14 protein-coding genes are annotated in these 13,527 nt (G+C 66.7%); 13 read left to right on the top strand and 1 reads right to left on the bottom strand.

Annotated features, from left to right (window positions below):
* From NTY77_00500 to NTY77_00440, 13 genes are all read left to right on the top strand, one after another.
* The coding region (locus NTY77_00500; protein ID MCX5793959.1) for a hypothetical protein at positions 1-895 on the top strand (895 nt) is incomplete at its 5' end.
* Positions 896-898: 3 nt separating this feature from the next.
* Positions 899-1,480: a GspMb/PilO family protein gene (locus NTY77_00495; GenBank protein ID MCX5793958.1), complete on the top strand. Its 582-nt coding sequence runs from the start codon at positions 899-901 to the stop codon at positions 1,478-1,480.
* A gap of 1 nt (position 1,481) precedes the next feature.
* Positions 1,482-2,216 carry a hypothetical protein gene (locus tag NTY77_00490; GenBank protein MCX5793957.1) on the top strand — a complete coding sequence of 245 codons (735 nt, stop codon included), beginning with the start codon at positions 1,482-1,484 and terminating at the stop codon, positions 2,214-2,216.
* A gap of 16 nt (positions 2,217-2,232) precedes the next feature.
* Positions 2,233-4,011, top strand: coding sequence for a hypothetical protein (locus NTY77_00485; protein ID MCX5793956.1), 1,779 nt, complete (start codon positions 2,233-2,235; stop codon positions 4,009-4,011).
* A 133-nt stretch (positions 4,012-4,144) separates the two neighbouring features.
* Complete coding sequence (locus NTY77_00480) at positions 4,145-5,896, top strand: ATPase, T2SS/T4P/T4SS family (GenBank protein ID MCX5793955.1); 1,752 nt, start codon at positions 4,145-4,147, stop codon at positions 5,894-5,896.
* Positions 5,897-6,010: 114 nt separating this feature from the next.
* Complete coding sequence (locus tag NTY77_00475; protein ID MCX5793954.1) at positions 6,011-7,237, top strand: type II secretion system F family protein; 1,227 nt, start codon at positions 6,011-6,013, stop codon at positions 7,235-7,237.
* Positions 7,234-7,797 (top strand): prepilin-type N-terminal cleavage/methylation domain-containing protein, encoded by a 564-nt coding sequence (locus NTY77_00470; GenBank protein MCX5793953.1) that lies wholly within the window; start codon positions 7,234-7,236, stop codon positions 7,795-7,797. The genes NTY77_00475 and NTY77_00470 overlap by 4 nt, the downstream gene beginning before the upstream one ends.
* A 32-nt stretch (positions 7,798-7,829) precedes the next feature.
* Positions 7,830-8,336 carry a prepilin-type N-terminal cleavage/methylation domain-containing protein gene (locus tag NTY77_00465; protein ID MCX5793952.1) on the top strand — a complete coding sequence of 169 codons (507 nt, stop codon included), beginning with the start codon at positions 7,830-7,832 and terminating at the stop codon, positions 8,334-8,336.
* Complete coding sequence (locus NTY77_00460; protein ID MCX5793951.1) at positions 8,333-9,031, top strand: prepilin-type N-terminal cleavage/methylation domain-containing protein; 699 nt, start codon at positions 8,333-8,335, stop codon at positions 9,029-9,031. The genes NTY77_00465 and NTY77_00460 overlap by 4 nt, the downstream gene beginning before the upstream one ends.
* 12 nt (positions 9,032-9,043) lie before the next feature.
* Complete coding sequence (locus tag NTY77_00455) at positions 9,044-9,409, top strand: hypothetical protein (GenBank protein MCX5793950.1); 366 nt, start codon at positions 9,044-9,046, stop codon at positions 9,407-9,409.
* Between the two features lie 9 nt (positions 9,410-9,418).
* On the top strand, positions 9,419-11,398 hold the full coding sequence (locus NTY77_00450) for a tetratricopeptide repeat protein (protein ID MCX5793949.1): 1,980 nt from the start codon (positions 9,419-9,421) through the stop codon (positions 11,396-11,398).
* A complete protein-coding gene (locus tag NTY77_00445) occupies positions 11,395-11,748 on the top strand; it encodes a hypothetical protein (GenBank protein ID MCX5793948.1) in 354 nt (117 codons plus the stop codon). The genes NTY77_00450 and NTY77_00445 overlap by 4 nt, the downstream gene beginning before the upstream one ends.
* Positions 11,745-12,575 carry a ChbG/HpnK family deacetylase gene (locus NTY77_00440; protein ID MCX5793947.1) on the top strand — a complete coding sequence of 277 codons (831 nt, stop codon included), beginning with the start codon at positions 11,745-11,747 and terminating at the stop codon, positions 12,573-12,575. The genes NTY77_00445 and NTY77_00440 overlap by 4 nt, the downstream gene beginning before the upstream one ends.
* On the opposite strand, the gene NTY77_00435 is transcribed toward NTY77_00440, so the two are convergent.
* The gene (locus tag NTY77_00435) at positions 12,514-13,491 is read right to left on the bottom strand and encodes a lysylphosphatidylglycerol synthase domain-containing protein (protein MCX5793946.1); all 978 of its coding nucleotides are present in this window, start codon (positions 13,489-13,491) and stop codon (positions 12,514-12,516) included. The two genes, NTY77_00440 and NTY77_00435, sit on opposite strands and share 62 nt — an antisense overlap.
* Positions 13,492-13,527: the final 36 nt, after the last annotated feature.

The following is a 13,527-nucleotide window of genomic DNA, read 5'->3' as shown; positions in this document are numbered from 1 at the left end:
CGGCGAGGAGGCCAACGTCTCGGACCAGCGCAAGCTGGACCTCGGCGGCTGCATCACCTTCGCCCAGAAGCAGCTGGCCGTGGGCGCCGTGGGACATGTCGCCATCAGCGGATCGACCGCCAGCCTTCCGGCGTGGAAGGACGCCTTCGGCCGCGAGTTGGGGCTGCAGGTCGGCATCCAGGAGACCGCCGGGATGCTGGGGATCAAGAGCGGGGATTGGGGAGGCTACTCGGCCATCGGGGCCTCGCTGCGCTTCCGGTTCTCCAGCGCCGTCACTTTGGACCTGGGGGAGGTCGGGAGGGTCACCGAAGAGGAGCGGGTCGTGGCCCGCGACATCCTGCTCGCCAGCGGCGTCCTGTCGCTGGGATTGCTGCTGATAGGGCTCTGGAGCCTGAGCCTTTATGGGATTCGGGCTCGGGAGTTCGGGTCGCTGAAGCGCGACCGCATGGTCGAGGAAGTCTTCCGCGGCAAGTCCCCGGGCGACATCGAGGGGATGTTCGCGAAGATGCGGACGCAGAGCAATCTGACCATGGACCTCACCAGCGCCAGCCGGGTCAAGATGATCGACGTCATCAAGGACATCGTCGACGCCCTGCCCGAGAAGGGCTTCCTCAAGAAGATAGGGATCCGCTTCGGCCTCAACGTCTCGCCGACCCTGCTCCTGGTCGGCAATGTCGTCGCAGAGGACACGGCCCGCGAGCAGGACCTGGCCTTCCAGTTCCGCAACAGGCTCAGCACGAGTTCCGTGGCGGGCCAGATGTTCCGCGGGCTCAAGGTGACCGTGCAAGGGCAGGCGGTCGCCACGCCAGCCAGCGGCGCGCAGAGTTCCAAGGCCTACAGCGAGGCGCTTGAGACCCGCACCTCCTTCACGGTGGCGGGCACCAAGGAGCCCTAAGCCATGGCCAAGATCGACCTCAACCAAATCGCCGGCAAGGTCCAGGATGAGATCCGGCTCCTTTCCTCCACCCTCAAGGAGAAGGGCAGCGAACGCTTCAGCCGGACGCTGTCCATCGCCCTGGTCGTGCCCATCGTCTGCTATTTCATGGTGTACGCGCGGGCGCGCAAGCGGCTCAATGCGGTGGCCGGCGAGCTGGCGATGGCGCGGGCGACCGCCACGTACCTCGACACGTACAAGGACCTCAAGAGCCGCCTCGACTACTCCTACGCGATGTTGCCGTTGCCCAAGGACCGCGCCAACTTCCTGTCCGACGCGGTCAAGGAGGCCCTGCGCGCCGAAGGGATCGTGGCCACTGATTTCCAGCCGCCCAGCGACGTCGAGGTGCCCGGGGGCGTCGTCCAGAACCTGAACATAAGGATGCGCGTCAAGTTCCCGGAGTTGATGGCGTTCCTGACTCGGATGGAGTCGAGCAAGCCGGTGATCTACATCAACAACCTGGATATCTCGAAGCTGAGCGAGCCGATCGGCCTCAACGATGTCTCCTGCGGCCTGAGCACGATCATCCCGCTGGAGCGGTTCTAGCATGGCAACGAAGAGTCCGGTCGCCTGGCTCGTCCTGGCCTTCGCCCTGGCGGTCCCGGGCGTGCTTTTCTACCAATGGTACACGCACCTCGACCTGGAGAAGAAGCGGGCGCTCACCACGAAGGTCCGCCTGAAGGACACGGATCTGTTCCGCAACTCGCCGAAACAGGACAAGCTGGTCAACCCCATCGCTCCTGTGGCCGCTCCCGTCGTCGCCTCAACGGCCGCAGCCACCGCCGCGTCCACGGCCACGGCCACGGCCGCGGGCGGCGGGCCGGTCGCCGCGGCCGCGCCGCCCGCCAATGCCGCCCCGGCGGCGCCCGTCGTGCGGCCAGCCCCGGAGGCGAACGACCCGAACGTGGCGATTGTCTCCACAGCCCCCGCCGCCAACCCTTACCAAGCCTGGCGGGATCCGACCCTCTCCCCGCACGACCTCGTGGAGATCGAGCGCTTGGAGTTGGAGAAGCAACTCGCCCTCGAGGAGCTCAAGGACCGCGCGCTCAACGGGACGAAAGCGCCCCCCAAGGCGCCGCCGGTCCAGATAGAGAAGCTGATCGATCTGCAGGGGATCGTTTCCGTCGAGGGCGGGAACAAGGCCATCGTCAACAACGAGGTGGTCGCCGAGGGGGAGGTGGTGAAGACCAAATCCGGGCCGGTCAAGGTGCTGCGCATCACCCTCCAGAAAGTGATCTTCTCGCACAAGAACAAGACCTTTTTCAAGGCCGTGAACCGGTGACGTCGGGAGATACACCATGATCAGACATCAACGCAGACCGAGTTTCGCGCGAAGCGCGCTGGCGTGCGCGCTGGTCCTCGACCTCATCGCCGGGACCGTCCTACCGGCGCAGGCGCAGCGGCGCCGCGGCGAGCCCGAGGCCAATGCGCAGTTCCAGCAGCAGCTGTCGGGCGGGGGGCAAGCGGCGGGCGGAGGCGGAGCTCCCATCGACGGCACCCCGACCACGGAGACCCCGGCCGCGCCCGAAGTCGAGGCCGCGCCGCCGCGCAGCGTGCAGGGAGTCCAGATCGGCACCTCCGGCCCCGCGCGCTCAGCCCCCGCGGCCGCGACCTCCCCTCTGGAGACGCGGGTGACCGTGCGCGTCAAGGGCGCGCCGCTGGAGACCTTCCTCGACACCATCCAGGCCCAGGCCCACGTGAACTTCATCGTGACGGAAGGCCTGGAGAGCAAGCGCGTGACCGCTTTCCTGCAGAACGTCTCGGTGCGCGAAGCCCTGCAGGTGCTCCTCGAGATCAAGGGGCTCACCTACCAGCAGATCGGCAAGAGCAACACCTACGTCGTGGCGCCGCGGTCCAAGACCGTGGAGAACCTCATCACCCGCATCTACACGCTCAACTATGTCCCGCTGATCCCGCTGGGGAATATGGCCCAGGACATGGCGGCCATCGCGCCGACCTCCGGCGGCTCGAGCGGTGGCGGGGGGGGCGGCGGCTCTCAGGGGACGGGCGGCTCGACCGGCGGCCAGGACACCGGCGGGGGCGGCAGCGGAGGCGCCGGGGATAGTTCGGTGCCCATCGTGGGAGTCCTCAAGAGCGTCTTGAGCAAGAATGGGCAGGTGGCCCTGGAGCCGCGGACCAACTCATTGGTCGTGACCGACATCCCGGAGGTCTTCCCCCAGGTCGAGCAGATCATCGCGGAGCTCGACCGGAAGGTTCCCCAGGTCATGATCGAAGCCCAGATCGTGGAGATCGATTCCAGCCGCTCCCGCGACCTCGGCTTCGAATGGGGCTCGGGGAACGGTCAATTGGCGGTGTTCACGGGCGGCATGCGCGACACCTCGTTCCCCATGAACCTCGGCGGCAATCTCTCGAGCACGCATTTCTTCGACCCCTTCGTCCCGGGCGTCTCGAACCTGACCACGGCCATCGGAAGCGGCGGATCGACCGGCAGCAGCGGCAGCAGCGGCAGCAGCGGCGGCAGCGCCACCAGCCTCCAGACCCAGGTCGTCGGCAATATCAAGTCCTCTTTGCTGGACCTGACCTCCCTGTCGATCACCCTGCGGGCCCTGGTCGCCCGGTCCGAGGCGCGGTTTTTGGGCAAGCCCAAGGTCCTGACCCTCAACAACAAGGGCGCCATCATGCAGATCTCCATCGACCAGGCCGTGTCGCGCGAACAGCAGGCTTCCAGCGGCGGCGCGCTCACCAACTCGGTCAGCGGCGTGAAACGCGAGTCTTGCGGCCTCATCCTGAAGGTGACGCCGCAGATCAACAAAGAAGGCTACATCACCATGTTGATCCAGCCCCGCTATACGGACGTCCAGCCATCCGACCTGTCCACGCAGAACGACCCGGTCTTCAACCCGGTCACCCGGTCGGTCTCCACCTTGGTGCGCGTACGCAACGGACAGACCTTGGTCATCGGAGGCCTTCTGCAATCCACCGAGTCCAATACGGTGCGCAAGGTGCCCTTGCTGGGCTACATCCCGCTCATCGGGTGGTTCTTCACCAGCTCGGAGAGCGTGCGCCGGAACACGGACCTGGTCATCTTCCTGACCCCGACGATCGTGAGCGACTAGGGCACGGTAGTGCCCTGGCACTGACCGCCCTCAGGAAGTGCGTTGGCGGTCATGTGCTAGCGCATGACCGGTCTTGACAATCGCTTCCAGTCCGCTATACTTGCTGTACGCGAACAGGCCCCTAAGGTGAGCCATGCCCGACAAGCAGGAACTGCCTGACATACTCGTCTCCAGCGGCGTCATCACGCCCGACCAAAAGGAAAAGGCCGCCCGGGTGGCGACCACCTCGAAGTGCTCCTTCGGCGAGGCCGCGGTCAAGCTGGGTTTCACCACGGACGAGACCATCGCCATCGCCATCTCCAAGCAGTTCGCCGTCCCCTACGCCTCGCGCGAGAACAAGATCCTCAAGGTCGAGAAAGGCCAGAACCTCGAGCGCATCATCACCGAGTCCTACGCCCGGGACCACAGCGTCCTGCCCTTGTTCCTCGACGAGGGTATCCTCGCCGTGGCCATGACCAACCCCGAGGACATGATGCTGCTGGACAACCTCAAGCTCCTCACCGCGGGGCTGGAGATCCAGTCCTTCGTGGCCACGCGCGCGCAGATCCTCAAGGCCATCGACGAGTTCTACACCGGCGGCGGCTCAGGGATGATCGAGAAGTCCATGGCCACGGCCGCCACGGGCACCGACGAGGTTCAGGAGGTGGAGACCAGCAGCGATACCCGGGTGGACCTCGACCAGATGGTCCGGGGCGCCGAGGGCGCCAACATCGTTTCGCTGGTCAACGCCATCCTCAAGCAGGCCATCTCCGAACGGACTTCGGACATCCACATCGAGAGCTACGACGAACGGGTGATGCTGCGCTTCCGCATCGACGGGGTCCTCTACGAGCGCATGGCGCCCTTGAAGAAGGACTTCATGGCCGTGGTCTCGCGCGTCAAGATCCTTTCCAAGCTCGACATCGCGGAGCGCCGCCTGCCCCAGGACGGCACCTTCTCCATCAAGGTGCAGAACCGCAACATCGACCTGCGCGTCTCCATCTGCCCGACGGTGTTCGGGGAGAAAGTCGTCATGCGTATCCTGGACAAAGGCGCCGTCGAGCTCAACATCGACAAGATCGGCTTCGAGCCCCGCCAGAAGGAGGACTTCTTGATCGGGGCGAACCGCCCCCACGGCCTGCTCTTCCTGACCGGCCCCACCGGCTCCGGCAAGACCACCACGCTCTACTCCGTCCTCAACACCATCAAGACCCCCGAGCTGAATTTCATGACCATCGAGGACCCCGTCGAAATCAAGATGGCGGGGCTCAACCAGGTGCAGGTGCGGGCCACCATCGGGCTCACCTTCGCGGCGGCCCTGCGCTCGTTCTTGCGCCAGGACCCGGACGTCATCCTGGTCGGCGAGGTGCGCGACCAGGAGACGGCCCAGACCTGCCTGCGCGCCGCTCTCACCGGACACTTGGTGCTTTCGACCCTGCACACCAACGACGCGATGTCCGCGGTCGTGCGCCTCATCGACCTCGGCATCGAGCCGTTCCTGCTCTCCAGCAGCCTCTGCGTGGTGGCCGCGCAGCGCTTGGTGCGCAGACTCTGCCCGCACTGCAAGAAGGCCTATCAGCCCGACACCAAGGACGTGGAGATGTGCATCCGGGAGTCTCTGCTCAACCCGGCCCCCGACCCGGCCAAGATCACCTTCTTCGAGGCTCGAGGCTGCGACAAGTGCGCGCGCACCGGCTACTCCGGCCGCACCGCCATCTACGAGGTGTACCTGATCGTGCCTGAGATGCGCGAGATCATCTACAAGTACGGCGGCGACCTCGCGCGGCTCAGGGACGCCGCCTCCCGGGCCGGCATGTGGACCCTGCGCGCCAGCGGCTGGCGCAAAGTCATCTCAGGCCAAACCTCCCTGGAAGAGATCCTGGGCGTCACCCTCGAAGACGAATAGGCCAAAAGGCGGCGCACGGGCCCATCGGGGGCCGTCGCTCGCGCGCCCGCGAATGTATTAATTCACAATACACACATTGACAAACCTGCCCCTGCCTGTTAAACTTCTAGGGATATGGGCCGGTTCAATTACACCGTCCAGGACGGCAAAGGCGAGACGACCTCCGGCAACCTGGAGGCGGGCGACGAGAACGAGGCGATAGCCGCCCTCCAGGGCAAGGGCTATTTCATCCTCTCCATCGCCGCCGAACGCACCGCCCGCGCCGTCTCGGGCAAGCCGACCGCCGGCGGCAGAGTCGCGGCGCGGGACCTCATCTTCTTCGCCGAGCAGTTATCCACGCTGCTCAACGGCGGCGTGCCCCTGGTGCGGGCCCTGTCGCTGCTGGGCGAGCACGCGCAATCCGTCAACCTCCATCTCGCTCTGGCGCAGGTGACCAAAGACGTGGCCGGGGGCATGGCCTTGTACAAGGCGCTGGAGCGCCATCCCAATTCCTTCGACCACCTCTGGGTCTCTTTGGTCCAGGCCGGCGAGATGGGGGGCCAACTCCCCAAGGTGCTCAAGCAGATCGCCGCCTACACGGGCGCCCAGGACGAATTGCGGGGGAAGATCATCACGGCCATGGCCTACCCGGGCGTGTTGTGCGGCATCTCCATGAGCGTGCTGGCCTTTTTCATCGTCAAGATCGTCCCGGTCTTCGCGGACATCTTCAAGCAGTTCGGGCTCAAGCTGCCGCCCCTGACCATGGCCATCATCATGCTGTCGAACCTGGTCGTGAACCATCTGGCCTCCCTCATCGTCGTGGTGGTCGTCGTCTGGTTCATGTGGAGCGCCTACGTCTCGACCGAGCCCGGGCAGGTCACCAAATGGAACATGATCTTCAGCGTGCCCTTCTTCGGCACTTTCGCCAAGAACATGATGGTGGAACGCCTGCTGACCACCCTCTCGACCTTGATCGAGAGCGGCGTGAGCATCCTCAACGCCATCTCGGTCCTGGAGGGGGTCTTCGGGAGCAACATCATCTTCCAGCGCCTGCTGCGCTCGGTCAAGAACGACGTGGCCAGCGGCAAGTCCATCTCCGCGGCCTTCCGCAGGACCGGGATCCTGCCGCCGCTGGTCACCGAGATGATGTTCATGGGCGAGGAGTCCGGCAAGCTCCCGGACATGCTGGTGACCTTGTCGGCCTTCTACCGCGAACAGATCGATCAGTTCACCCGGCGCTTCACCGCGATCATCGACCCCATCCTGGTGGTGGGCATCGGCGGCGTGGTCGGGGTCATCGTCTTGGCGGTGTTCCTGCCGATCTTCAAACTGTCCACCATGGGCGGGGGGGGAGCAAAATGATGAGGAGGGTCCGCCGCATGTCCCGCGCCCGCAGGGGCTTCACGCTGGTCGAGCTCATCGTCGTGTGCGTCATCATCGGCATCTTGTCCGCCGTCGCGATACCGAAGTATCTCAAGAGCGTGGAGAACAGCCGGGCGGACGCGGGCGTGGCCCAGTTGAAGATGGTGGGCGCGGCCTCCCGCATGTTCTCCCTGGACCACAGCGGCACTTATGTGACCGGGGCGACGTTGGATTCGAGCTGCAATACCGGAGCCTGCAGCTGCGACACGACCTGCACGTACACCGCTTGCGATCTGGTCCGGTGCAAGTACCTGCCGGCAAACGACTACGCCAAGCTGACCTATCAGGTCGCGGCCGCGGGCAGCGGCACCGGCCCCTCGACCTGCCCGCTGGGCCTGGCCGGGAGCGCTCTGGTGGCCTGCGTCCTGCGCGCGCCGGGGGCTTCCTCACCGTACAGCGGCTGGGGCTACACGATGGACGTCAACGGCGTCGTGACTTGCTACCCGAGCGGCACCACGGCTTGCTCGGGCTCGACTGATCCCCCGGTGCCCGCCAATTAGGCCCGCGCCGGAACGACGAGGACGGAGGTGGTATGAAGGTCCGGCAGGGCTACACCCTGGTCGAGGTCGTCGTGGCCATGCTGCTCTCCGCGGTCATGATCACCGCGATCTTCACGCTGGCCTTGAGCAGCAAGCGCACCGGTCTGAACTCGGACAGACGGCAGGCCGCCAATGTCGCCAGCCAGAGCGTGGTCAAGCTGCTCGCCAATTATGTGACCGCCGACCCGACCGCGAGCATTGACGGCCCCAACGCGGCGGCCAACGGCTCGGGAGCCGCCAGTTGGAGGCTCGACGGACCGAACTACAAAGACAGCGCGGGCGCCGTCTGGGCCCTTTGGCCGGGCTCCCACACCATCACCGGCAACAACTCCAACCCCGGGGGGCTGTTTCCCTTGCTCTATCAAGCGCCCTACAACGGCAAGGTGACCTACTGGGTCGGTTGGGGCAGCTGCAATTGCACCACGAGCAGCTGCACGCCCCCGCTCGCGGCGACCTGTCAGCCCCAAATCAACGTCACGGTGGATTGGACCAATTTATGAGCGCCCGCCCCGGCTTCACCTTGATAGAGCTCGTCATCGCGCTGGTCTTGAGCACCTTCGTCCTGGTGGGCATCGTCGGCGTGACTTCGCAGATGGTGCGCTACCAGCTGGAAGGCGGCAGGAAGGGCATCAACACGAGCTATGAGTTGATGAGCCTCGACTCGATGGTGCGGGAGCTTCAGGGGGCCAGCACGCTGTACTGCCCGAGCTACTGCACGGGCGTGAACACGCCGGCCAAGTGCACGCAGGCGACCGGCTGCGGTTCCCGGACCAGCAGCTACCTCAGCGGCTGCATCGACTACACGCTGAACCCGAACGTCCCGGGCGCCCCCGCCCCCGCGGATGGGGTCGCGGCCAACGTGAAGGCGTTCTGCTACTGCGTCTGGGATAAGGCCAACACCCCCACAAAAACGAACTGGCTGCTGCACTACAGCAACAAGGCCTCCGGCTGCCCTTACCCGGCCGGGACCTGCCCCAACGCCTGCGGAACCGGGACCTACGACGTCGTGGCCCAGGACATCCAGCCCATCAACAGCACTTTCTATTTCCAACGCTCCGACGACATCAACGGGGTGCAGCTGCTCTTCCAAGTGGGGGCCAGCACCACGACCACGTCGGTCTTGAGGACCGAGACCAAGCAGCTCGTCAACTCCAAGATCCCCCTGCAGAGGGCCTTCACGGACACTTTTGACTGAAGGATGATGCCGATGAGGAAGATGAAAGGCAGCGTGCTCGTCCAGGTCCTCATGACCGCGGTCATAGTCTCCATCATCGCGGCCGGGATGATGCATCTGCTCCTGCTGCGCTCCCAGGCCATCAAGCGCGGCCAGGACAGCACCGTCACCACCGCCACCACGAACTCGGGGCTGGACGCCATCTTGGCCATCTGGAGCAAGAACGGCGGCGTCAATTGCTCCGGCACGCCGGCAGGCTTCACCGCTACGGTCCCCGGCACGCCCGGAGGCTGCAACTGCACCTACAGCGACGGCAAAACCATCATAACGGCCACGGCCACGTCTAGCGGCGGTGGCGCGAGATGCGGCCTGTCCATCAACTCCAAAGCCCCGCTTTGATGCTTCGCCATGAGATGTAAGCTGCTCCAGAGCGGCTGGACTCCGTCCTGGAGTTGGCGCCTCCTGGCCCTCTCAGTCGTCTCCCTGAGTCTGCTCCTCTACGGCCGGACGCTTTTGAATCCGCCGGTCTGGGACGACGTCTACTTCGTCGCCGGCCAGCCCTTCTTGCGCGACTGCGGCAACCTGGGCCTTACGCTCAACCCCCGCTACCTGTTCTGGGTCCTGCCCGTGGAGAACTCGGCGCGCCCCGCCTGGCTGGCCTCGGTGCTCTGCGATTCCTGCCTCTTCCCGGACGCTTGGCCAGGACTGCGCCTGACCAGCATCCTCTGGCACGGCCTGGGCGGGGTCCTGCTCATGGCCCTAGCCTGGGAACTCTCCCGAGACCGCTGGTGCAGCCTGCTGGCAGGGCTCATTTTCGTGGCGCATCCTCTCCATACGGAGCCGGTGAACCTCATCACCTTCCGGGCGGACCTGATGGCCTTCGCCTTCATGGCCTTGTCGCTGTGCCTCTACCTGCGGGGCCGCCTCCAGACCGGCTGGCGGGGAGCGGCGGCCTTCGCGGCCTCTTTGGGCTGCTACGCGGCGGCCGTGCTCTCCAAGGAGATGGCCGTGTCTTTGCCCGCACTCATGATCCTCGCCGACGCGCTGCTGCCCCGAATCCCCGATGGGCCGGGGCCCGCGGCGCCGCTGCGCGGGCGCTGGGCCCGGTACGGCCTCTACGCCCTTGTGCTGATCCTCTTCATCGCTTTCCGGGCCCCGCGCTCCGGCTATGTCCTGGAGCCGCAGGCGGGGCCGTCCCGGGGCAGGCCGGAGTCCTCGTGGCTGAAGGCTCCGAGCGCCCCGGAATGGGACTATATCACGCGGGCCAAGGGCCCGCCCCCTGATTTCATGCCCTGGGGCAGGATATACCGAGAGCCGGAGGTGCGCTTCCTGACCATGTCGCGCATCAGCGGGTCCTATCTGCGGCTGCTGTCGTGGCCCTGGACCCTGCAGGGAGACTATGCCCCGCCCGTGGTGGATTCCTGGGCCGACGCGAAGGTCCTGGCGGCCTGGCTGGCGTGGCTGACCCTGTTGGCCGCAGCGTGGATGCTGCGCCGCAGCCGCCCGGTGCTGAGCTTCGGTCTCCTGTGGATCCCGGTGACGCTCCTTCCGGTCAGCGGCATCATCCCCCTGCTCAACCTCCAGGCTGACCGCTACCTCTACGTCCCTTCGGCGGGCTGGTGCCTGGCCGCCGCCGCGGCGCTGTCCGAGGCGGCGCGAGCGCGCCGCCGCTGGCTGCGGGCCGCGGCCTGGTCTTCCGGCCTGGGCCTGCTGGCCTTCTTCGGGTGGCGGACGAACTCGCGCAACCGGGACTATCGCGACGAGCTCGCTTTCTACCAGGCCACGGACAGGCTCGATCCGGGCATACCGCGCAACCACGTCAATCTGGCCTTGACCCTGCAGCGAGCGGGGCAGACGCGGCGAGCGGAAGCGGAACTGCGCAGCGCGGTGCGTTTGTGGCCGGGATACACGGACGCCCGGCTTCTGCTCGCGGAGCAGCTCATGGCGCAGGACCGCCCCGCCGACGCGATGACAGAACTGCGCGAAGGGCTGCCCTGGGGGGCAAAGGAAGCCGAATTCCAGTACGCATTAGGCCGCGCCCATGAGATGTCCGGGCGGCTCCGGGAGGCCCTAGCCGCCTACGAGGCCGCGGCCGGATGCGACCCCGCCTACTGGTCCGCGGACCTGAAGGCGGGGGAACTGCAGGTGCGCCTGGGACGCTTCAAAGAGGGCAGCGCGCACCTCAGGCAGGCCCTGGCCACGACGCGCTGGGGGCTTCCCGAAGGGCTATACTATCTGGCGCTGGCCTACCGGGGGTTGAGGATGCCCCGGCAGGCGGCGAGGACCTATGCCGTCTTGCTGCGGGCCTCGCCGAGGCTCGCGGCCGCCTACCGGGAAGGCCGCAGTCCAGGGCAGAGGATGAACCGCGCGGCAGGGCGACCGCTATGAAAGGCAAGAATGGCAACATCCTGGTCCAGGTCCTCCTGGCCGCGGTCGTGGGCTCCGTCATCGCCGCCGGGATCATGAACCTGATCCTGCAGCGGGCCACGGTCCTCAAGCGCGCCCAGGACAGCGAGGCCGGCAAGGCGCGCGTGCGCTCGACGCTCGACGCCATCATCAGAGGCTGGTCCGCGGCCGGCGGGGTCACCTGCTCCCCGGTCAACGGTTACATCATGAACAGCGGCATGCCCGGGAACTGCGACTGCTCCTACACCTCGGCCGACGGGACCGCGACCATCGCGGCCAAGCTCGTCAACGGACAGTGCACGCTGAACATCGTCGGAAGCCCGCCGCCATGAGCCCGCGCCAGCTCATCACCACGGCCGACGACTTCGGCGCCAGCCCGGAAGTCAACGAAGCCGTCGTCCAGGCCTACCGGGAAGGCATCCTGCGCTTCGCCAGCCTCATGGTCGACGCTCCGGCGGCGGCCCTGGCTGCCGAAGCAGCGATCGCTTGCCGCGGGCTCGGGGTGGGCGTGCACCTGGAGCTCTGCTCTGAGGACCCCGCCGCCTGGGGCCTGCGCCTGCTGGGCGACGGTCGGGCCAGAGGCGAGGTCGAGGCCCTGATGAGCGGCCAAGTCGAGCGATTCCTGGCCCTGGGCCTGGTCCCGACGCATCTGGACAGTCATTTCAACGCGCACGTCCACCCCGCGGTCCTGCCGGCGGTCCTGCGCTTGGCCAGGCGCTTCTCCATCCCCCGCATCCGCTGGCCCGCCGGCGAGCTGGGCCCGAGCCTGGCCTATGCCTGGACGCATTGGCGAGCCGTCCTGACCGGCTCGCCGGTGCCGGACCGCAGCCCCTCGCCCGTCTTGCGGCAAGTGCTTCTATCCGGAGCTTACGGCGCTTTGGGATTGGCGTCGCGGTGGCGGGCCGGGGGCCTGAGCCTGACCCGGGCCTTCGGCATGCTGCACTCCGGCATGATGACCGACGACTACGTGATCTGGCTCCTGCGCCGCCTGCCGCAGGGAGTGACCGAGCTGTATTTCCATCCCTCGTTGGAGCCGGCCTTGGGCGACGGGATGCCGACGCCCAGCCACCGCAGCGCGACCGAACTGCTGACCTTGCTCAGTCCCCGGGTGCGGCAGACCCTGCAGGAAGAGGGCATCGAGCTGTTGCGGGCCGGCTAGCGCGCTGGCGCCGGTCCCAGGCGTAGAGGGCGAACCCCGCCGCGGCCCAGGCCAGCTCGCGCACGTGACGGACCAGGCCGAAGGCCAGGCCTTTGCTGGCGGTCAAACCGAGTCCCGCGAAGATGGCCGTCTTGCCGGCTTCCTGGGTCCCGATCTTGGCCGGGACCACGATGAAGACCGAGTCCACCAGGACTGAGAGGACTTCCACGGACAGGGCCGTGAGCGCGTCCATTGGTATGCCGAGGAAGTAGCAGATGACCAGGACCTCCCAGGCGCCCCAGGCGAAGCCCAGCAGGAAAAACACCGTGGAGAGGGCGAAACGGCCGGGGTTCTCGCGCAGATAGCGCGCCGTCTGGTCGCGCAGCCCGGCCAGCGGCTCGCGCAGGCGCCAGAGGTAGGCCCCGCCGCGGCGCCGGGCGCAGAATCCCGTCATGCCCGCGCCGACCAGGACGATGATGGACGCGCAGGCCCCCAGGCCGGCCCACACCTGCCCGCCGGAGAGGAACCCGAGGCGCAGGGGGATGAGCACGAGCAGCCCGACCATGGAGAATCCGGCCTGGCCCAGGGATTGGGCGACTTTGGCCACCACCACGCTGGAGTTGCGGGACTGGGCCGAGAGGTGCGCGTCCAGCATGGCGGGCCGGATGATCTCTCCGGCGATGGTGGCGCTGGGCGTGAGGTAGTTGACCCCGTCGCCGGCCACCCGGACGCGCACCAATTGCCAGAACGGCACGCGCGCCGCATCCGCTCCGGAGAAAGCGTAGCGCCAGCCCACGGCATTGAGGAGATGGTCGCAGAGCTGCATGGGCAGGATGATGAGGAATCCCCAGCCGACCCGGCAGACCAAGCTCCAGACCGTCGCTGGCTCGAACTTCCAGAGCAACACGGCCAAAGTGAGGAAGCCGACGGCGAGGATGACGCGCTCGAAGTATTTGATGGCTGGGGCTCCAGC

Source organism: Elusimicrobiota bacterium (genome assembly GCA_026388095.1).
Taxonomy (GTDB): domain Bacteria; phylum Elusimicrobiota; class Elusimicrobia; order UBA1565; family UBA9628; genus UBA9628.
This window is presented reverse-complemented; position numbering and strand designations above follow the sequence as displayed.